Here is a 20,810-nt window from a genome sequence, read left to right on the forward strand (position 1 = left end):
TATCCATTTGGGATGAGTTTTTTGAAACCTTTTGGTCAGGTTTCTGTATATGATCCAATGGCGATTCCTTATAATTACAAGTACAATGGTAAGGAACTGCAAGAGACGGGAATGTATGACTATGGCTGGAGAAATTACGCTCCCGACATCGGTAGATGGATAACTCCCGACCCATTACTTCAAGATTTAGACTTTACTTTTAATCCCAACGAGGTTGACGAAGATGACGACGACGAAGTTGAAGAAGCTACAGCTACGACACTTGGAGTTGGTGGCGGAATCTTCAATCCAAACAATCTCAATCCTTATACTTACGGATACAATGACCCAGTAAGATTTAATGACCCAGACGGAAAATGCCCGATTTGTATTTTAGTATTATTGGCGGTTACCATATCAGAACCATTTAAAAACGGAACAGGAAATCCACAAGCAGACAGACAGGCTTTTAAACAAGCGGAAAGTTTTAGAAATAACCAAATTGCAGATGTCGTAACCGGAGGCGGTGGAAGGGCTAAGACAAGCGCAAGTGTTGTTATGAATGTTGCGAAAAAAGAAGTTCAAAAACAGGTTCAAAAAGAAGTTCAGAAGACTTTTCAAACATATACTAAAACAAATCCTAAAAATGGAGAAGTTTATTCTGGAAAAACAAGTGGTACTAAAACCCCTCAAAAAAATGTTGAAACAAGGGATGGTAATCATCATATGAATAAAAAAGGATTTGGTCCTGCTAAATTGGATAAATCTTCTAAAAATTCAGATGCTATCCGTGGTAGAGAACAACAGCTTATCAAAAAAAATGGAGGAGCAAAATCTCAAGGAGGAACTTCGGGAAATCAAAGAAATTCAGTAAGTCCAAATAATCCTAATGCTAAGAAGTATGAAGATGCAGCTAAAAAATTAAAATAAATTTGGTAAAATGGCTAAGCAAAGAAGAACAAGAGGCTCTATATTAGAGATAAAATTAGACAATGGAAAATATGCATATGCGCAAGACTTGGATGTAGATGTGCTTTTCTATGACATTTATTTAGATAATCCTTTGAAAGATTTGACAATATTAAATGAAGTAAAACCATTATTTTTCATAGGGGTTTATAATGATGTAATAACCAATGGTGATTGGAAAAAGATAGGAAAATTACCCATAAAAGAAGATTATAAAGAAACTCCTTTAAAGTTTATACAAGATGGTTTAAATCCTAATAATTTTGAATTATATAATCCCAATACAGGAGAAATTACCCCTACAACAAAAAAGAAAATAATAGGCTTAGAACGTGCTTCTGTTTGGGACAAAAATCACGTAGAAGATAGAATTATAGACTATTATAACCAAAAGCCTTGTGTTTGGTTAAAAGAAGATAGAGAATTATTTAATAGAGATTTACCATAAAAAAAATAAGTTATTATGAGCATTAAGGATTTAAATGATTTTAAAATCATAATAAAAGGGCAACTTTGGGTTAATCTTCCAGTTATGTTAGTTATACTATTGTTCTGGTATATGCTATTTTTTAAATTTAATTTAGATTATAGATTAAGTGGAATACTCGGTTGTGTAATAGGATGGCTTTTATGGGAGATTTTAATTAGAAAATGGATTGTTTGGTGCTTAAACAATGATGTTAAGCCTGATAGAATATTGAAATTAGGTAAAAGGTCATTGTTGCTTTGGGGAAGAAATCAAATAGATGAGATTTTGAAAAAAAAGACAAAAAGATAAATAACAACAACCCTCCCCAGCTGGTGCGAGCGTCTCGCTCGTTCGTATTGACAGTCAGATAATAATTTGAAATTATTGATATAAATTATTACCGGGCAGACGGCGCAAAGCTGAAAAAGCAATTTACGCTGGTCAATAGTGACGGAATAAAGATTATCAATATCAAAAAATGTTGTAGGCGGATTAACTGTTGATAGGACAACAAGTAGTCAGATTGGTGGTGGAGTGAAATCAACTGTATCTGGAAGTTCGGGTGTAATTAAAAGAGATTGATTTATGTTTTATAAAGTTTCAAGCAAACAATCATTAAATGATAGGAATAAGATTTTTTTAGGGAGTGGAATTCCCACACTCGAAAAGAAAGCTTTTAAAAAATCTCCATTTGAAAGTAGTTGGTACGGAGAGTACAACAAGGATATAAAAGGTTATTCCTACGAACTCTGTAGATTGAAAGGGAATTATTTAGAAACTCTCATTATAAATATTCTGAAAGATGAAGATTGGATACAGATTTATTTAAATATTTTTGAATTAGAACCAGTACCAAATAAAATTGAAGAACTAATTGGAAGAGATGGAATAAATTTTCACATGTTACCAAATAATATAACTAAAATGAGATTGAGAAGTGATGATTATAAAGGTCCTCCATTGTTCCATATGCTTTTTTCTCCCGAACATAAAATTGGGAAATATAATACAGAGCAAGGTTATAAAAAAGAGGTTTTAAAATTGGAGAAATTAGTAAAATCTGATATGGATAATATTGACTCTTTTGTGAATAGATGGCACGAATTACACATACCTCAAAAGACAGACTGGGAAGGCAATACAATTTAAATGTATTTTAAACTCAAACAAACCCACCATAATGCGGTGGGTTTACGTTTTAGATAATGTTATAAAGTTAGTGATGGTAGAGATTTTAAATATTAAGCTATTGAAAATCAATTAAAATAATAATTATAAATTAAATAAAAGAGAGTAGAATTTATCTGCTCTCTTTTATTTTTACAGAAAAAACGTGTCGAAAATGATTGAGGGTCATAAGGTGTTTCAAATTTAGTGACGGTACCAGACCAGACCCATCGGCACGTACAGCTACAACCATCTGGGCGGCTTTACCAAAACCGAAAGCACTTTGGATTTTACTGGCGTTCCCCAGAAAACAATGACCTACCACAAAAGAAGAAATGCTGATGCGGAACTGGTGGTAAAGGAAGATTTTGTATATGACAACCAAAACCGTCTGACGGTGCATACCCACAAGGTGAATAGCGATGCTCCGGTAACACTTGCCAAAAACAAGTACAACGAGATAGGACAGCTGACGGAGAAAGAAGTGGGCGGAGACCAGAACGGTAACAGTCCACTGCAAACCGTTAGCTATGCTTACAACATCCGCGGCTGGATGACCGGGATCAACAGCGGGGATATCCTTTACAATCCCTCAGACGGCTCCTACCTTCTTACCGGCGGAAAGCTATTCGGCTATAACATCCGGTACAACAATCCCGTAACCCCTTCCCTCGGCGCTGCAAAATACAACGGCAATATTGCCGAGGTGGATTGGATCTCAAAGGATGTTTCCCTGAAACGCTATGGCTACCAGTATGACGGGCTGAACAGGCTGTTGAGAGGCAATTACCAGGATCCCGGACGTGCATTACCGGAAACCCACATCAATGATGAAACACTCACCTATGATCTGAACGGCAATATCAAAACCCTGGTCAGAAATAGCAAACACGACAAACAATACACGCCGATTGTTGTAGACAATCTGGGCTACCAGTACACAGGAAACAGAGTCACCAATATTACAGACGGATCCGGCAACAGCAGCGGCTACGAAGGCGGCGGGCAAAACATTCCTTATGATGTCAACGGTAATATGACTGCAATGCCGGACAAAGGGATCTCTGCCATTGCCTACAATTTTCTGAACCTGCCAACGCAAATAAACCAGAATGTCAATGTGACTAATTATTTTTACAGGGCAGACGGAGTAAAGGTGAAGAAGAAATTTGTCTTGACCAACTCAGCTGGAACAAAGATTATCAATACCGAGTATCTGGATGGGTTCCAATACTCTACGCCTAATACGGAGCCAATACGCAAGGCGTTGGAAACGAAGGACGATGCCACAATGGATGTCGCAACCGCCGGAGAGGAAGAAGCTTTCTCCAAGGATGAGGATAAAAGAATAGCCATTATAGATACCGGAAACCCGCCTGTGGTAGACAATATGATCCTTTCTTTCTTCCCGACTTCTGAAGGTTTTTATGATTATGAGAATTTTCGTTATATTTACCAGTATAAGGATCATCTTGGGAATGTGAGGGTGAGCTATGTGAAAAACAGCGCAGGCGATCTTGAGATTAGAGACCGGAATGATTATTATCCTTTCGGGATGAGTTTTTTGAAACCTTTTGGTCAGGTTTCTGTGTATGATCCGATGGCGATTCCTTATAATTACAAGTACCAAGGACAAGAGCTCCAAGAGACTGGTTTTTACTCATTTAAGTGGAGAAATTACGACCCGAGCATTGGAAGATTTTTATCAATCGACCCATTAAGTGAGAAGTTTCCTTACAATTCTACTTATGCTTTCCAAGAGAATAAATTAGGAATGGGACGGGAATTTGAAGGTCTTGAATTAGTTCCTTTTGAGTTCCTGATTACGTCTAATTCTGCCATTGAACCTGTTATTCCACTTGCAGAAGCTGGTATAAGAGAAATTCCAATTGAGCCGGTTGTTATAACAGCTTCTAGAGCAACACCACCTTCCGCTCCGGGATTCTGGGAAAAAATCGGAAATTGGTTTGATTCTGTATTCGATAGCAGTAGCGAGTCAACAGCACCTAGGTCTATGGATAAAACCGTAGAAAATATAAAACCTGAGAGTACGGCTGAAAGTGCTACTGAAACTGGGAAAATTTATAGAGTTCCAGGAGAGCAAACAGAAAGTGGTAAACCATATGTTGGCAGGACTAAGCAAAGTAGTCCGGCGCAAAGAGGAAGGGGCGCAAATGATGGTAGAAACAGAGGAGGAGACACAGAAGTAGTAGACAAATATGACCCTAAAAATCCAGGAGAAGGTGCATATAAAGAACAAAAGGCAATAGATAAAGAAGGAGGCATTAAAAATTTAGATAATAAAAGAAATGAGGTTAGCCCTAAACGAATGAAAGAATTAGATAATACTTATGGAGACAATAAACATCGATAAAAAAGCAGAATTTTGGGATTGGTTTGAATCGCATCATTCAGAATTACCTTCAGATAAAATTACCGATGCTTTAATTAATGAGCTTAATGATAAAATATTATCTCTGGCTGATTTAAATTGGGAAATTAGAGAAGGTGTAGAAAAGTCGAATATGTTAATCATTTCTGCGGGTGGCGATAATGAATTAATACCTGTAGCTAAAAAAATTATAGAAGTAGCACCAAATCTTAAAGATTGGGAATATAGTTATTATAAACCTCCTAAAAAATGGAACTACAGTTTATCCCTTAAAGAGCATATTGGTTTTGATAAAGAAATTAGTATTGATAATTGGGAATATGTTTTGTTGAAGTTTAATGATGGTACATTCGGAATTGTTATTAAAGCAGACAATATAAATACTTTCAAAGAAGATGATAAGTATACAATTGCAGATATAGTATTAGAAAGTATTTTAGGAGATGATTTAAGTTATAGCTTAATTAAAAATGTTGAAATTGTAGACGATTTTGCGAGTAGCCAAATCGAAAATAAGAACAATATAAAATATCTTTTTAATCATCTGTTAGAACGGATTTAGATAACTTAAAACTAAAAAGCCACCGCAATGCGGTGGCTTTTTGCTGTTATTATTTTTCAAACTGCTTATCCACAAGGTCGATGAAACCTTGCGCCAGTTCATCGAGTATCGGGAAATGCTTCTCTCCAAGTTGGCAGAAGTTCCTGTACAGGTTCTTGTGGGGATTGATGAACTCAAAGAAATCAAAGGGCAGTTTTTTGATAAGGTAGGTAAAGTCCTTGACCTTTGGGTCAGCGTACTCGCAGAGCTTCCATAGGATGCGGATGTTGATGTCGTTGGGACGGTAACCAAGGGTTGCATACGGAAATATGGCGCAAATAAACCAGAATGTCAATGTGACTAATTATTTTTACAGGGCAGACGGAGTAAAGGTGAAGAAGAAATTTGTCCTGACCAACTCAGCTGGAACAAAGATTATCAATACAGAACATCTGGACGGTTTCCAATACTCTACGCCTAATACGGAGCCAATACGCAAGGCATTGGAAACGAAGGACGATGCCACAATGGATGTCGCAACCGCCGGAGAGGAAGAAGCTTTCTCCAAAGATGAGGATAAAAGAATAGCCATTATAGATACCGGAAACCCTCCTGTGGTAGACAATATGATCCTTTCTTTCTTCCCGACTTCTGAAGGTTTTTACGATTATGAGAATTTTCGTTATATTTACCAGTACAAGGATCATCTTGGGAATGTGAGGGTGAGCTATGTGAAAAACAGCGCAGGCGATCTTGAGATTAGAGACCGGAATGATTATTATCCTTTCGGGATGAGTTTTTTGAAACCTTTTGGGCAGGTTTCTGTATATGATCCAATGGCGATTCCTTATAATTACAAGTATAACGGAAAGGAACTTCAAGAGACTGGGATGTATGATTATGGGGCGAGGATGTATATGCCAGATATCGGGAGATGGGGTGTTGTTGACCCTCTAGTGGAGAAACATCCTGACTTAAATCCTATGATGTATGCTGCAAATAATCCGTTAATGTTTATTGATCCTGATGGGAGAGATTGGGTAATAACGCAGAGCTATGATAAGAAAACAAATACTACTAATTATCAAATATCATTTACAGGCGCTGTATTAAATAGTTCATCAAATAAGAAAATTGATATGGCAGGATTTGCTAAGGCTGTACAAAGTCAGACAGAAGCTATTTTCAATAAAATAGATAATAATCCTAATGTAACAGTTTCAGCTGATATTAATATTAGGGTTATAGATGATAAAGAAGACCTCAAAAGTACAGATACATTAATTGAAATCAAGGACTCTAGTTCTAAAGATTTTGATGTCTATAAAGACGGTAAGACAGAGGTGCCTGGACAAGCAATGAATGGAAAGGAAATATCTGTAAATGAAAAATATGTTGGTGCTATGATCAGCGGTAAAAACAGTAAAACAATGCCACACGAAATAGGGCATACTGCTGGGTTAAAACATCCTGCGATGGACGAAGGTAATACATTTGGTGCTTCTCAAGAAGGTACAACATCAAATTCAAACTTTATGATACAGGGTAGAATAGCAAAACCTTCAGGTTTGAATGTTTATCAAATAAACAGGATGAATCGATTATATAAAGCCGGTAGTTTAAATAAGAAAAATATCAATCCTGTACATCAAAAATGAAAAATATTATTATAATCCTATTTTTAATTCTTACTTCTTGTCAAGATAAAAATACTTTAAATGAGAAAAAAATATTTTATTCGGAATTGACTGAACCGCAAGATTATATATATGTTGAATTATTATCATATTATCCTGCAAGTAATGCAGCGCAATCAAATTTTTATATTCTAAAAAATGCTGATAATAATGATACTCTATTAGTTGTTGATAAAGATAATCTTCCTGTTTCAGATTTTATAAAACATTATAATGGGGCTAAAAACACAGCTATAATATTAAGAAAATCTGACTTAAAGAATAAAGAAGAATATTTGGTTGAAATCCCTTCTAACTATAATACTAAAAATAAAAGAATTTATTTAGGAGAGTTAATTAGATTAATGGAATAGAAGATATGCCAAATTAGTAATTTTAAGAATTACAAGTACAATGGTAAAGAGCTACAGGAGACCGGAATGTACGACTACGGAGCGAGATTCTATATGCCGGATATCGGGAGATGGGGTGTGGTGGATCCTTTAGCAGAACAGTATAGAAGACATTCACCATATAACTATGCTGTAAATAATCCAATTAGATTTATCGACCCTGATGGTAGGTCTGCAACCGATATTTTCAAATGGGATAGTAAAGGAAAATTAACTAATGTGGCTCCTTCTGACAGAGACGTTATATATGCTGAAAATCAGTTTAAAAGTGATGGAAAAACTCTTAAAGAAGATGCAAAAGGTGTAGATGTAGGAACTCAAGGAACAGTGGAGGCAAATAAGGAAGTAGTTAAATTAGACAGCCCAATCACTGATTCTAAAGGAGGCTCATCTGATACCATGACGACTCTTAAACTCGACAACTCAGGTAAAGCGACAGAATTAGCAGAGTACATGTATAAAAATAATGGCAGTATTGAATTTGCAAATGGAACCTATGGTTCATCAGAGAAAGGAGGAACTATGTCAGTAATTTCAACATTTGGATTAAAAGGTATTTCTCCAATTGACCCACGAATCAATGGCATGACAAATTTCCCGGGTATAATGAGTTCATATGCATTAACCAGTCACGACCATAATCATCCATTAAATACTCTACCAAGCGGTTATTTTCCTTGGGGAAATGTTGGAGGTGAAAACAGAAAAATTTGGAGAGGCAATTACGATTACGATAATACAGTTAATCCAATTTATAAAAACACAATTTTTAGAGTTTATTGAAATGGTTCATATACAACATACAATAACAATGGTACAAATGAAAAATAAACTTACGTTATTATTTTTAACTTTTACATTTCAATTGACTTTTTCACAAATTCCTTGTGTTTCAAAAAAATATACATTTGATAATTTTATTGAGGCTTTTATTAGTATAAATAACGACGAAAATTTCAAACCCGACCTATCAATCATGCACATATCAAGTTTTTATTATACAGATAAGGGGTATATGATTACTATTACAAGGGACAATATCGAATCAACAATGGTAAATCCAAAGTCTCCCAATTTGGAATATTTTAAATATAGTGGTTTTGATTTATTACTTCAAGGTAAGACAGCCAAGGATATAACTTTTTTAAAAAAAATTATAAAGAAAAAAACAATATCAAATTTATCTAAAATTAAGTTTAAAGAGCCTTACGAGGATGTTTCAAATGACCCATATCAATGGTTTCTTTTATTTGATAAAAAAATGAATTTAATAAACTATACTTTGCCTGAAAGCAAGGAAAAGATTATTGGGCTATTTAAAGATTTCAAAATAAAAATTAATGTAAACAAAAGGTAATGTTTCAAACTTAGTGATGGCTATGATTTATGTTTCCCAGTACAAAGACCATTTTGGAAATGTGAGGGTGAGCTATGTAAAAAAACACGGCAGGCGATCCTATGATAATGGACAGGAATGATTATTATCCCTTTGGGATGAGTTTTTTGAAACCTTTGGTCAGTCCTCAGTGTATGATCCGATGGCGATTCCGTATAATTACAAGTACAATGGGAAAGAATTGCAAGAGACGGGAATGTATGATTATGGAGCTCGCCAATACTTACCCGACATTGCTCGTTGGGTTGTGCCAGATCCCCTTTCTGAAAAACATCCTGATTTAAATCCTATGATGTACGCAAATAACAATCCTATTCGTTTTGTAGATCCTGACGGAATGGATTGGGTTGAAGCTTCTAACGGAGATATTACTTGGCGAGATGATGTAACGGCTAAAAACCATAAAGATAAAGGTGTCCTTCAAAAAGGAGAGACTTATCGAGGTACTTATTATGAGCGCACTAAAACCTGGGACAATAAAAAACATAAGGGTTTAGTCTTAGAAACCTACCATACTTATAAAAAAATGGACTACTCCCGAGCAAAAGAAATGAGTGTTGAAATAGATGGAGAAATGAGAAATACTAAAATTGGTGATGTAGATGTAAAGCTAAATGTAACATTTGAAAATGGTAAAACAAAAACTTTAGGTTCTTATGACGGTGTCGCAGGAGGTTTTGGAAATGGAGCACCAGAGAATGGAGAATATACTGTAGATTCTTATCAAGATAGAGGCCCGAAAGGATGGTACAATAAAGGGATGAATCGAGACGGAATAGGATTTAGTTACAATTTAAATCCACAATTTGATACGGGAAGAAGTTTACTAAGAATACATCCTGATGGAAATAATGAAGGAACTCTTGGTTGCATTGGAATGTCTGGAGATCAGATTGTACTTACAACATTTAGAAATACGCTTAATAGTATGTTAAAAACCGGCGGACCTGTTCCTGTTAATATTAACATTAAAAATAATCCTAATAATAATGGTAAAAGTGGAGCAAAAATACCTAACGTTAATGAGTAGTTTTTTACTGTTGTTTTTTGCGCTTTTTAGTTGTCAACAATCAGAAAAAAAGATACAAGAAAAGATAGAAAATGAAACTGTTATCACAGAAAAATTTTCTAAGCCAGATTTTAAAATAAATCAATTAGAATTAAGAGAAGAAAATTCTCTAACTAATTTTTATTCTCAAAATATAAGATTATTAGACCACTTAAGATATTCTCCCGTAACTGTTTTTACAGATAAAGAAAAAAAAGAATACTTAATTGCTTATCAATATGAGGGAGATGTAAAGAATAGTTTTAGTTGCTTCGAGGTAGGATATTTAAAAGATGACCATACACTCGAGAAAGATGTTGCGAAAACTAAATATGATAATTTTAAGACAGAATCAGGACTGAAATTAGGAATGACCTTAGAAGAAATAACCAATCTAAAAGGCAGTGATTTTAAAGTTGAAAAAAAATCTAATGAACAAATTATCCGATACACAATTGATAATCCTGATAACCCAAAAATAAAACAATATGAAATGCCTCCGTATTTTATGGAATTTTATCTGAAAGACAACAGGCTTTATAAAATTATATTTGGTTTTGAATATCCCTAAAAATTAACCGCCACTCTTTCGAGTGGCGGTTTTTATTTTAGAATCGTTTGAAGTTTGTTCTGGCGATAAAAGCGTCAATAAGCGTAAAGACATAATCTTTGTCTTTGTCGGACATTTTATTTACTTCTTTTACTTTTTCCATCAATGTATCGTTGAGTTCGAGTTCTACGTTCCTTACTAAAAAATCCAAAGAAACCCCACGCTGGTGCGAGCGTCTCGCTCGTTCGTATTGACAGTCAGATAATAATTTGAAATTAATGATATAAATTATTACAATGCCGATGGCGCAAAGCTGAAAAAGAAATTTACCCTTGTCAATAGTGACGGAACAAAGATTATCAATACCGAATATCTGGACGGTTTCCAATACTCTACGCCTAATACGGAGCCAATACGCAAGGCATTGGATACGAAGGACGATGCCACAATGGATGTCGCAACCGCCGGAGAGGAAGAAGCTTTCTCCAAGGATGAAGATAAAAGAATAGCCATTATAGATACCGGAAACCCTCCTGTGGTAGACAATATGATCCTTTCTTTCTTCCCGACTTCTGAAGGTTTTTACGATTATGAGAATTTTCGTTATATTTACTAGTACAAAGACCATCTTGGAAACGTGAGGGTGAGCTCTGTAAAAAACGTTCTGGAGGTGAAGGATACGAATGATTATTATCCTTTTGGGATGAGTTTCTTAAAACCTGCTGTCAAGACAGTGTATGATCCGATGGCAATCCCTTACAACTATAAGTTTGGGGGCAAAGAGTTACAAGAGACAGGTCAGTACGACTTTGGAACAAGGATGTATATGCCGGATCTTGGGCGTTGGGGCGTTGTACATCCATTGGGTAATGTTCCAAAGTTAGTGATGGCTATGATTTTAAATATTAACTTGTTGAAATCGAGTGAAATTGTATTTATAAATTTTAAAAACGAGAGCAGAGTTACCCTACTCTCGTTTGTTTTTGTAGAAGAACCATCCTACAGATGATTAAGAATCATAACAGATGTTTCAGATTTAGTGACAAGGGTATTTTTCGTTTTCCCATCCAGCTCAGGTTTAAATATGATGTTAAAAACTAATTTAAATGGAAGTTGTTGATTTTTCTTAAATTTGCAGGTCGTTCAGACAATATTAAATTTTACAACTACAATTAATATGTTACCAAAAATAAATCCACTCCACACTTCCGCTTGGAAAGCTCTTAATGACCACTTTGCCAACAACGATTTTGAACTGAGAACACTTTTCCAGTACAACGAAAACCGTTTCAAAGAGTTTTCATTAGAAACAGAAAATTTCCTTTTTGATTATTCCAAAAACTTAGCAGATTCCAAAACCATCGAATTGTTGCTTGATCTTGCTAAAGAAACAGAATTGAAATCTGCAATCAAAAGTATGTTTGCAGGAGACAAGATCAACGAAACGGAAGGCAGAGCAGTGCTTCACACGGCTTTGAGAGACTTTTCTGATAAAGAGATTTTGGTGGACGGCGAAAACATCAAACCTGCCATCAAAAAGGTTTTGGATCATATGAAGGCTTTTTCAGAAAGCATTATTTCCGGTTCTCATAAAGGTTTTACAGGAAAAGAAATCACAGATGTTGTGAATGTCGGAATTGGAGGTTCAGATCTTGGACCGGTGATGGTTTGCTCTGCATTGAAGCATTTCAAAACCAGACTGAACGTTCATTTCGTTTCCAATGTGGATGGAAATCATATGGCTGAGGTTGTGAAAGACCTTGATCCGGAAACCACACTTTTCATCATTGCTTCCAAAACATTTACGACTCAGGAGACAATGACGAATGCCAAATCTGCAAAAGAATGGTTCCTGAAATCTGGCGCAACTGAGGCTGATGTTGCAAAACATTTCGTAGCTTTATCAACTAACATTCAGTCGGTTAAAGCGTTCGGAATTGCGGAAGAGAACATCTTCGAATTCTGGGATTGGGTTGGCGGCCGTTACTCGCTTTGGAGTGCGATCGGATTAAGCATCGTTTTGTCTGTTGGTTATGAAAACTTTGAACAATTGTTGAGAGGTGCTCACGATACAGATGTTCATTTCCAGACTGCGGAATTAGATAAAAACGTTCCGGTTTTGATGGGGCTTTTAGGAATCTGGTACCGTAATTTCTTTGCTGCCGGGACTTATGCGATTTTGCCTTACTCTCAATATCTTGACCGTTTCGCTGCCTATCTTCAGCAAGGCGATATGGAAAGCAACGGAAAATCGGTGGACAGAAACGGCGAATTTGTAGAGTACGAAACTGGACCAATCATTTGGGGAGAACCTGGGACCAACGGTCAGCACGCATTTTATCAATTAATTCACCAAGGAACAGAATTGATTCCGGCAGATTTCATTGCTTATGCAAAATCTGTGAATGAAGTGGGTGAGCATCAGGATATTTTGTTGGCAAACTATTTTGCACAAACAGAAGCTTTGGCTTTTGGTAAAACGGAAGATGAGGTTTTCAATGAACTGAAAACATCTGGTAAAACGGAAGAAGAAATAGAATTCCTTTTGCCTTATAAAATATTTGCAGGAAATACACCAACCAATTCATTCCTGTTCAAGGAATTGACACCATTCACATTAGGCCAATTGATTGCTTTGTATGAGCATAAGATCTTTGTTCAGGGTGCAATCTGGAATATTTTCAGTTTTGACCAGTTTGGAGTTGAGTTAGGAAAAGTATTGGCAGGAAAGATCCTTCCGGAACTTGAAAGCGAACATAAAATTGATACACACGACAGTTCTACAAACGGGCTGATCAATTATTATAAAGGAAATAAGTAAGAAATAAATCTGGTGTTGGGAAAGGAACACTCATTTTCAAATAAAATCTAAAAAGTAAAAAGAAAGAAAAAATGGCACAAATTCTAGACGGACTAAAGGTCTCAAAAGAGGTAAAAGCTGAAATCAAAGAGGAAGTTGAAAGAATCCTCGCCAACAAAAAAAGACCACCGCATTTGGTAGCGATTCTTGTTGGAAACAATGGTGCAAGTCAGGCTTACGTAAATAGCAAAGTGAAAGATTGCCAGGAAGTTGGATTCAGTTCTTCATTGATTAAATTTCCAAGTACGGTTGCGGAATCGGAATTATTGGAAAAGATTGATGAGCTTAATAAATCAAAAGCGGTAGACGGATTCATTGTTCAGCTGCCTTTGCCAAAACAGATCGATCAGGAAAAGATCATTATGGCCATAGATCCAAGAAAAGATGTAGATGGTTTTCATCCGGAAAATTTCGGGAAAATGGCTTTGGAAATGGACACCTTTTTGCCGGCAACACCATTTGGGATTTTGACCTTATTGGAAAGATACAACATTGAAACAAAAGGTAAAGACTGTGTGATCATCGGAAGAAGCCGTATCGTTGGGAAACCAATGAGCATCCTGATGGGAAGAAAAGATTTCCCGGGAAATTCTACCGTTACGCTAACACACTCTTACACAGAACATATAGAAGAATATACAAAGAAGGCAGATATTGTAATCACTGCTTTAGGCGATCCTAATTTCCTTAAAGGAGATATGATTAAAAAAGGCGCTGTGATTATTGATGTTGGGATTACTCGTGTAGAAGATAATTCTGAAAAAGGATATCATCTTGCGGGTGATGTAGATTTTGAAAGCTGCGCAGAAAAAGCAGATTGGATAACGCCTGTTCCCGGTGGAGTAGGACCAATGACGCGAGCAATGCTGATGAAAAACACCATCATTGCCTATAAAACTTCGGTTTATAATGACTAAAGAACAAGAAGACATATTATTAAAAGAAGGTAGAATGCTCCCAGTGATGGAGCATTTTTACACTATTCAGGGAGAGGGATTTCATGCAGGGAAAGCTGCCTATTTCATTCGCTTGGGCGGATGCGATGTCGGCTGCCATTGGTGTGATGTCAAAGAAAGTTGGGATCCGACACTTCACCCATTGATGAATACCGAGGCTATTGCAGAAACTGCAGCGAAACTTTGCAAGACCATTGTTTTGACAGGCGGCGAACCATTGATGTGGAATCTCGATATTCTGACTTCGAAGCTGAAAGAATTGGGTTGTACAATCCATATCGAAACTTCAGGAGCTTATCCAATGAGCGGACATCTCGACTGGATCACGCTTTCGCCAAAGAAAACGGGACTTCCATTAGCAGAAATTTATACAAAAGCGAGTGAACTGAAGATGATTATTTTTAATCAGAACGATTTCAAATTCGCTGAAGAACAAGGTAATAAGGTAAGTAAAAACTGCGAACTGTACCTGCAAAGTGAGTGGAGCAAACGTGACTCCATGTATCCGAAGATTACAGATTTCATCTTAGAAAATCCAAAATGGAGATCTTCTATCCAAACGCATAAGTATCTGAATATTCCTTAAATTTGATTTATGCAGAAACTTCGTTATTCCAGATATTTTAAAACTTTTGTGATTCTACTAGATATGATTCTGGTAGCAGCCGTTTTTTGTTTTTATTATTTCAGAAATTTCGAAGTTAAATATGACTCAGAGACGTTGGAGCAGAACCTATTATCAATATTACTTTTGTGTTTTTTTTGGATTTTGCTGAGTGGTAGAACGAGATTGTATCATATTCCAAGAAATGTAACGTACACTATTTTTCTTGAAAGAATTCTAATTCACGTTTTTTTCTTTTTCATAGGTGTCATTCTTTTGGCGAAAGTAAGCGCTAATGACTTTCTAAAGACCGAACGTTTTTATCTCGCCGGAATTTTACTGCTTGTTGTAATACCAATCAAAAGTATTATTTATTTTCTTTTAAAATATCTCCGAAGTATTGGCATCAACCAAAGAAATGTTATGTTTATCGGTGAAGGAGCTTCCTCAAATATTCTGGAGGAGATCATTCATCAAAGAAAAGATTATGGGTACAGAATTTATGAGTACCCATCTGATAATTATGAAATAGATAAAATAATAGAATTTTGGAAATACCACGGAATCCATACTATTTTCCTCCCATCTGAAAACTGTCTGGATAAATCTTTTGAAAATGAGCTTTTCCGTCAGGCAGAAGTTAACAAAGTTAAGATTTCATTGGTTCCCAATATTATTCAGAATCACTTCTTTGAATACGAATTCAACTATATAGAAACTGTTCCAATTCTTTCTCAGGCAAAATATCCACTTGATTTTTTTACCAATGTCACAATTAAAAGGTTGTTTGATATTGTTTTTTCATTGTTTATCTTAATATTAATTTGTTCCTGGCTGTTTCCCATTATTATATTATTGATAAAACTTGATGATGCGAAAGGATCAATATTTTTTATTCAGAAAAGATATGGCTATCACGATGAAGTATTTGATTGTCTGAAATTCAGGACAATGAAAACAAACAACAATTCTACGGAAAAAACAACGGATATCAACGATGATAGAATTACCAGAATCGGAAAGTTTCTCAGAAAAACGAGTATTGATGAATTGCCCCAATTCATCAATGTTATAATGGGAGATATGACAGTAGTCGGACCAAGACCACACATGCTGCTGGTGGATGATTTTTACAAACCAAAAATCAGCAGATATAGTCTCAGAAGTATGGTAAAACCAGGTATTACAGGACTTGCTCAGGTAAGTGGACTACGAGGAGATGAGGGCGACATGAATGTGGGGATGAAAAAAAGAATTCTTGCAGATTCTTTTTATGTAAGAAACTGGAGTTTTAGCATGGATATTGTTATCATTTTCAAAACCATTTTTTTATTAATTATTGGCGATAAAAATGCCCGCTGATATTTATCAGAAAAAGAACTAATTTTGTCTTATGTTAAAACAACTATTTGTAGCAATTGGGGAATATTTTATACTGTTGGGAAAAGCAATCAGCAAACCACAGAAAAGAAATGTTTATCTCAAACTTCTTGTGAGAGAATTTTATGATCTGGGAGTTAACTCTTTCGGATTGGTATTATTCACTTCATTTTTTGTGGGTGCAGTTGTAGCGATCCAGATGTTCAACAACTTCAGTGCTTCCTCATTCCCGATTCCCAATAGTTTTGTTGGGTATGCTACAAAAACTGTTTTGATCCTTGAATTTTCTCCAACGATTATTTCTGTAATTCTCGCCGGTAAAGTAGGATCTTACATCGCATCCAGTATTGGAACAATGCGTGTTACGGAACAAATCGATGCTTTGGATATTATGGGCGTCAATTCTCCCAATTTTTTAATTTTACCTAAGATAGTAGCCAGCGTTGTTTTCAATCCGATATTGATTGCAATCAGTATTGTAGTGGGTATTTGGGGCGGATATATTGCCGGACTGGCAACAGGCAGCTGGACAAAAGCAGATTATATCACGGGGATCCAAATGTACATGCCTTCCTATTTTATCTGGTATGCGTTTTTGAAAACTGCAGTTTTTGCATTTCTTATCGCAACGATTCCTGCTTATTTCGGTTATAATGTAAAAGGAGGATCTCTGGAAGTTGGCCGCGCCAGTACACAAGCCGTTGTTTGGACGATGATCTCCGTGATCATCATGAATTTAATATTAACCCAGATGTTACTCAGCTGATGATAGAAGTAAAAGAATTAAGAAAAAGCTTTAATAATGAAGTTGAGGTTTTGAAAGGCATTACGACATCTTTCGAAACAGGAAAGGTGAATCTCATCATCGGACAGAGTGGATCAGGAAAAACGGTTTTCCTGAAGTCTCTTTTGAATGTTTATGAACCATCCAGCGGCGCCATTTTATTTGACGGACGCGATATTATGACAATGTCCAGGGAGGAAAAGCAGATTCTACGGTCCGAGATTGGAACGGTTTTCCAGGGCAGCGCACTTTTCGATTCTATGACAGTGGAGGAGAATATCAGTTTCCCTTTGGATATGTTCACAAACCTAACTTATCGTGAAAAGAAAAGAAAAGTTCTGGAGGTAATCGGAAGAGTAAATCTTGATAAAGCCAACAAAAAATACCCTTCAGAAATATCGGGTGGGATGCAGAAAAGGGTAGCCATTGCAAGAGCGATTGTCAACAATCCGAAATATCTTTTCTGTGATGAGCCCAATTCGGGGCTGGATCCTTACACTTCCAATGTGATAGATGATTTGCTTTTGGAAATCACAAGAGAGTATAATACGACTACTATTATCAATACGCACGATATGAATTCTGTGATGACGATTGGGGAAAAGATTCTTTATCTGAGATTGGGAATCAAAGAATGGGAAGGCGATAAGAATATGTTGACTACAGCAAAAAATAAAAATCTTATTGATTTCGTTTATTCCTCAGAACTGTTTAAGCAGCTGCGGGAATTTATGTTAGAAAATGATCAAACAAGTTTAATTAATGATAAACCAGAAGACAACAATGAAAAAACTAATTAGTACACTTGCCATATTCCTAGGAGTGATGGCTTATTCGCAAGTAACATTTGGACTGAGAGCCAATGCTTTGCTAGACACGTCATCCGCAAGTTGGGAGAATTTTAAAGGAGCCGTAAATACTGCCGTAGATACAAAAGGTGGCAATTCTACAGGTTTTAATGTAGGTTTGGCAGCAAAAGTGGACTTTCCTGTAAGTGGATGGTTTGTAATGCCGGAAATCTATTACACGTCTTTTAAAAAGAGCGTTGAAACGACTGGCGATGTAGAGATAGAAGCTAAAAGTAACAGAATAGATGTTCCGGTCTTATTAGGTCATAATTTCCTTTTAGGAAAATTGGCGGCATTTGTTGGTCCGGTTGCATCTTACAATCTTTCTACAGATAATACATATGCTGACTTCAAAGAAAATGGCACAAAAGAATTCACTGTTGGTTACCAGATTGGAGCTCAGGCAACTCTTTCAAAATTTGTACTTAATGCAAGATATGAAGGCGCTTTTTCTAAGGACAGCAGAAAGTTTATCAATGCAGGAGCAGGTATTGCAGGTAGCGAAACAGAGATCAGATACGATAACCGTCCAAGTATGTTTATCCTGGGTATTGGTTACAATTTCAAATAATTTGTACCACATAAAAATATGAGAAGGCTGGAAAAATTAATTTCCAGCCTTCTTCATATATAGACCTTAAAAATTCACAAATTCAATCCTGTGAGAAATTGATTTTGTTATACAAATGTAGAGGCTATCCGTCAATAATCTTTTAACTCAATAAATAAAAAACAGAACAATATTAATATGTTTTGCTTATTTTTACATAAAATTAGTATTAACTGGAATGAAAGTAATTCTAGAACATATTTCTCCGGACGACAATAGCTCCTTCAAAGTATTGCATATCAAGGATATCCCGATCTCTGAGCTCAACTGGAAATACCATTACCACCCGGAAATTGAGATTGTCTGCGTACTGAAAGGCAAAGGCACCAGACATGTTGGCTATCACAAAAGTCACTTCGAAGACGGCGCGCTGGCGCTGATTGGTTCTAATATTCCCCATTCAGGATTGGGACTTAATGCTACAGATCCTCACGAAGAAATCGTAATTCTTTTTAAAGAAGAGATTCTTTCTCTTCCGGAAGGCGAATCCGATACCAATTCCATCAAAAAGCTGATAGAAATGTCCAGATATGGTGTGCTATTTTCTTCCGAAGTTAAAAATAACCTAATTCCCAAATTAGAAAAAATCACTCAGTCAGATGGCTACAAAAGGTATTTGCTTCTACTGGATCTTCTTTTTGAATTGTCAAAAACAGAAGATTATGAATTGTTGAATACCGAGATAATGCCTTATACAATTGTTTCAAGAAACAGAAACAGGCTGGAAGCAGTTTTTACTTATGTCGAAAATGGCTATCAGAATGAGGTTGATATTCAACAGGCTGCGGATTTGGCTAATCTTACAAAACCGGCTTTCTGTAATTTTTTCAAAAAAGCAACTTCCATTACTTTCGTGGAATTTGTAAATCGGTACAGAATCGATAAAGCCTGTATTCTGCTTTCACAAGAAAAAAGCATAGCAGAAAGCTGCTATGCTACAGGTTTTAATAATATCACGTATTTTAATAAGATATTTAAAAAATATACCAAGACGACGCCTGGACAATTTATCAGAAGTCTTTAATTACGAAGACTTCCGCTGTTCAAATTATTTTCAACGCGTTGTTTTTCCAGCTCGGCTTTTTCTTTTTGAAGCTGTTTGAATTCATTTCTGAGTTGTGCCTCTTTTACAGCAGTACCTTTGCTGATGTAACCAACCAATCCGCCAATAATCAATCCGATGCCGATGCCGGAAAGTGCACCGTAAATGACTCTAAGATCTATTGCCATATCGTTAAGATAAAAAAGCAATGCGCCAAGTCCCAGCAAAATAATCCCTATTACAACTAAACTTTTCATTCTAAAATGTTTTTACTAATGTAGTGAATTAAAGTTTACCACCAGCTGCTTTATAATATTGCAAAGCTTTTGGCATATCGGCATTCAGGTCAGCAATTCTGTTAGCAGGATTTGGGTGAGTAGATAAGAATTCCGGCGTTTTGCTTCCTGTAGACGACGCTTCCATTCTCTGCCAGAAAGAGGTTGCGCTTCTTGGATCATAACCGGCCATTGCCATTAACTGTAATCCCATTTCGTCTGCTTCAGACTCTTGTTTTCTGCCGTAAGCTAAAAGTCCAACTTGTGCGCCTACCGGATATACTTTTTCAAAAATTCCTGCCCACTGGCTGTTAGACATAGACCCGCTGATCAGACTCCCGCCATACTGAGCAAGCATTGCCTGAGAAATTCTTTCGTTTCCGTGGCCAGCCAACGCGTGAGAAACCTCGTGACCCATTACAACAGCAACACCATTATCATCTTTACAAACAGGCATAATTCCGGTATAGAAAGCCACTTTTCCACCCGGCATACACCATGCGTTCAACTGCGCATCCTGGATGAGATTGAATTCCCAACTGTAATTGGCAAGATCCGACTCTCTCCCTATATTTTTATAATAAGCGTAAGCTGCATTTTTGATTTTTGCGCCTACATTTTTAACTCTGTTTGCATCTGCAGTTCCGGTCACAACTTTTGCACTGGAAAGTGTCGTTCTGTATTCGGTAGCTGCAGCAGTAGCAATCTCGCTATTATTAGCAATTTGGATAGAAGATCTTCCTGTTACAGGATTTGTAACACAAGCCGTAATGCCTAAGCCGGCTAATAATAAAGTTGAAATTTTTACAATTTTCATCGTTTTGATTTTATTAATCTTTATTGTGCTTTAC

At 36.3% G+C, this 20,810-nt stretch carries 24 protein-coding genes and 2 pseudogenes; 23 read left to right on the top strand and 3 right to left on the bottom strand.

All coding sequences use genetic code 11. From position 1 onward, the window contains the following. From OPU68_RS17450 to OPU68_RS17510, 13 genes and pseudogenes are all read left to right on the top strand, one after another. On the top strand, positions 1 to 909 hold a 909-nt coding region (locus OPU68_RS17450), incomplete at its 5' end, for an RHS repeat-associated core domain-containing protein (RefSeq protein WP_498475199.1). Between the two features lie 10 nt (positions 910 to 919). Next, on the top strand, positions 920 to 1,396 hold the full coding sequence (locus OPU68_RS17455; protein ID WP_498475200.1) for an Imm26 family immunity protein: 477 nt from the start codon (positions 920 to 922) through the stop codon (positions 1,394 to 1,396). A gap of 15 nt (positions 1,397 to 1,411) precedes the next feature. Beyond that, positions 1,412 to 1,726, top strand: coding sequence for a hypothetical protein (locus OPU68_RS17460; protein ID WP_498475201.1), 315 nt, complete (start codon positions 1,412 to 1,414; stop codon positions 1,724 to 1,726). A 276-nt stretch (positions 1,727 to 2,002) separates the two neighbouring features. After that, positions 2,003 to 2,566, top strand: a complete 564-nt coding sequence (locus OPU68_RS17465; protein ID WP_498475202.1) for a hypothetical protein — start codon at positions 2,003 to 2,005, stop codon at positions 2,564 to 2,566. 331 nt (positions 2,567 to 2,897) lie between these two features. Further along, positions 2,898 to 4,958 (top strand): RHS repeat domain-containing protein, encoded by a 2,061-nt coding sequence (locus OPU68_RS17470; protein WP_498475203.1) that lies wholly within the window; start codon positions 2,898 to 2,900, stop codon positions 4,956 to 4,958. Continuing rightward, on the top strand, positions 4,936 to 5,538 hold the full coding sequence (locus OPU68_RS17475; RefSeq protein ID WP_498475204.1) for a hypothetical protein: 603 nt from the start codon (positions 4,936 to 4,938) through the stop codon (positions 5,536 to 5,538). Before OPU68_RS17470 ends, OPU68_RS17475 begins: the two co-directional genes overlap by 23 nt. A gap of 115 nt (positions 5,539 to 5,653) precedes the next feature. After that, positions 5,654 to 5,794: a hypothetical protein gene (locus tag OPU68_RS17480; RefSeq protein ID WP_498475205.1), complete on the top strand. Its 141-nt coding sequence runs from the start codon at positions 5,654 to 5,656 to the stop codon at positions 5,792 to 5,794. 52 nt (positions 5,795 to 5,846) lie between these two features. After that, a complete protein-coding gene (locus tag OPU68_RS17485; protein ID WP_498475206.1) occupies positions 5,847 to 7,175 on the top strand; it encodes an RHS repeat domain-containing protein in 1,329 nt (442 codons plus the stop codon). After that, a complete protein-coding gene (locus OPU68_RS17490; protein WP_498475207.1) occupies positions 7,172 to 7,567 on the top strand; it encodes a hypothetical protein in 396 nt (131 codons plus the stop codon). Before OPU68_RS17485 ends, OPU68_RS17490 begins: the two co-directional genes overlap by 4 nt. Before the next feature lie 30 nt (positions 7,568 to 7,597). Next, positions 7,598 to 7,789, top strand: a pseudogene (locus OPU68_RS17495) (RHS repeat-associated core domain-containing protein); the annotation flags it as partial. A gap of 637 nt (positions 7,790 to 8,426) precedes the next feature. Beyond that, on the top strand, positions 8,427 to 8,963 hold the full coding sequence (locus OPU68_RS17500; protein WP_498475208.1) for a hypothetical protein: 537 nt from the start codon (positions 8,427 to 8,429) through the stop codon (positions 8,961 to 8,963). 163 nt (positions 8,964 to 9,126) lie between these two features. Further along, positions 9,127 to 10,032: pseudogene (locus OPU68_RS17505) on the top strand (RHS repeat-associated core domain-containing protein); the annotation flags it as partial. Continuing rightward, complete coding sequence (locus OPU68_RS17510; protein ID WP_498475209.1) at positions 10,025 to 10,621, top strand: hypothetical protein; 597 nt, start codon at positions 10,025 to 10,027, stop codon at positions 10,619 to 10,621. The pseudogene OPU68_RS17505 and the gene OPU68_RS17510, both read left to right, overlap by 8 nt. Before the next feature lie 37 nt (positions 10,622 to 10,658). On the opposite strand, the gene OPU68_RS17515 is transcribed toward OPU68_RS17510, so the two are convergent. Then, entirely contained in the window at positions 10,659 to 10,988 is a 330-nt protein-coding gene (locus tag OPU68_RS17515) for a hypothetical protein (protein ID WP_498475210.1), read from the bottom strand. Positions 10,989 to 11,024: 36 nt separating this feature from the next. Here OPU68_RS17515 and OPU68_RS17520 point away from each other — a divergent pair, with 36 nt between their 5' ends. The 10 genes from OPU68_RS17520 to OPU68_RS17565 all read left to right on the top strand — a co-directional run bounded on the left by OPU68_RS17520 (position 11,025) and on the right by OPU68_RS17565 (position 19,666). Next, positions 11,025 to 11,216 (top strand): hypothetical protein, encoded by a 192-nt coding sequence (locus OPU68_RS17520; RefSeq protein WP_498475211.1) that lies wholly within the window; start codon positions 11,025 to 11,027, stop codon positions 11,214 to 11,216. Positions 11,217 to 11,243: 27 nt separating this feature from the next. Continuing rightward, positions 11,244 to 11,609 carry a hypothetical protein gene (locus tag OPU68_RS17525; RefSeq protein WP_498475212.1) on the top strand — a complete coding sequence of 122 codons (366 nt, stop codon included), beginning with the start codon at positions 11,244 to 11,246 and terminating at the stop codon, positions 11,607 to 11,609. A gap of 168 nt (positions 11,610 to 11,777) precedes the next feature. Beyond that, a complete protein-coding gene (gene pgi / locus OPU68_RS17530; RefSeq protein WP_498475213.1) occupies positions 11,778 to 13,421 on the top strand; it encodes a glucose-6-phosphate isomerase in 1,644 nt (547 codons plus the stop codon). A 71-nt stretch (positions 13,422 to 13,492) separates the two neighbouring features. Then, positions 13,493 to 14,377, top strand: a complete 885-nt coding sequence (locus tag OPU68_RS17535) for a bifunctional 5,10-methylenetetrahydrofolate dehydrogenase/5,10-methenyltetrahydrofolate cyclohydrolase (RefSeq protein ID WP_498475214.1) — start codon at positions 13,493 to 13,495, stop codon at positions 14,375 to 14,377. Continuing rightward, positions 14,370 to 15,002, top strand: coding sequence for a 7-carboxy-7-deazaguanine synthase QueE (locus OPU68_RS17540; RefSeq protein WP_498475215.1), 633 nt, complete (start codon positions 14,370 to 14,372; stop codon positions 15,000 to 15,002). Before OPU68_RS17535 ends, OPU68_RS17540 begins: the two co-directional genes overlap by 8 nt. Before the next feature lie 9 nt (positions 15,003 to 15,011). Then, positions 15,012 to 16,382 carry an exopolysaccharide biosynthesis polyprenyl glycosylphosphotransferase gene (locus tag OPU68_RS17545; protein ID WP_498475216.1) on the top strand — a complete coding sequence of 457 codons (1,371 nt, stop codon included), beginning with the start codon at positions 15,012 to 15,014 and terminating at the stop codon, positions 16,380 to 16,382. Between the two features lie 31 nt (positions 16,383 to 16,413). Beyond that, entirely contained in the window at positions 16,414 to 17,166 is a 753-nt protein-coding gene (locus OPU68_RS17550) for an MlaE family ABC transporter permease (protein WP_498475217.1), read from the top strand. After that, positions 17,166 to 17,984: an ABC transporter ATP-binding protein gene (locus OPU68_RS17555; protein WP_498475218.1), complete on the top strand. Its 819-nt coding sequence runs from the start codon at positions 17,166 to 17,168 to the stop codon at positions 17,982 to 17,984. The genes OPU68_RS17550 and OPU68_RS17555 overlap by 1 nt, the downstream gene beginning before the upstream one ends. Continuing rightward, complete coding sequence (locus OPU68_RS17560) at positions 17,968 to 18,603, top strand: outer membrane beta-barrel protein (RefSeq protein WP_498475219.1); 636 nt, start codon at positions 17,968 to 17,970, stop codon at positions 18,601 to 18,603. Before OPU68_RS17555 ends, OPU68_RS17560 begins: the two co-directional genes overlap by 17 nt. A 217-nt stretch (positions 18,604 to 18,820) precedes the next feature. Continuing rightward, positions 18,821 to 19,666, top strand: coding sequence for an AraC family transcriptional regulator (locus OPU68_RS17565; protein ID WP_498475220.1), 846 nt, complete (start codon positions 18,821 to 18,823; stop codon positions 19,664 to 19,666). Here OPU68_RS17565 and OPU68_RS17570 read toward each other — a convergent pair. Next, positions 19,663 to 19,941: a hypothetical protein gene (locus OPU68_RS17570; protein WP_498475221.1), complete on the bottom strand. Its 279-nt coding sequence runs from the start codon at positions 19,939 to 19,941 to the stop codon at positions 19,663 to 19,665. The genes OPU68_RS17565 and OPU68_RS17570 overlap by 4 nt on opposite strands. Positions 19,942 to 19,969: 28 nt before the next feature. After that, a complete protein-coding gene (locus OPU68_RS17575) occupies positions 19,970 to 20,776 on the bottom strand; it encodes a M48 family metallopeptidase (protein ID WP_498475222.1) in 807 nt (268 codons plus the stop codon). Between the last annotated feature and the right edge of the window lie 34 nt (positions 20,777 to 20,810).

It is taken from the genome of Chryseobacterium sp. TB1-D10, from assembly GCF_059803555.1.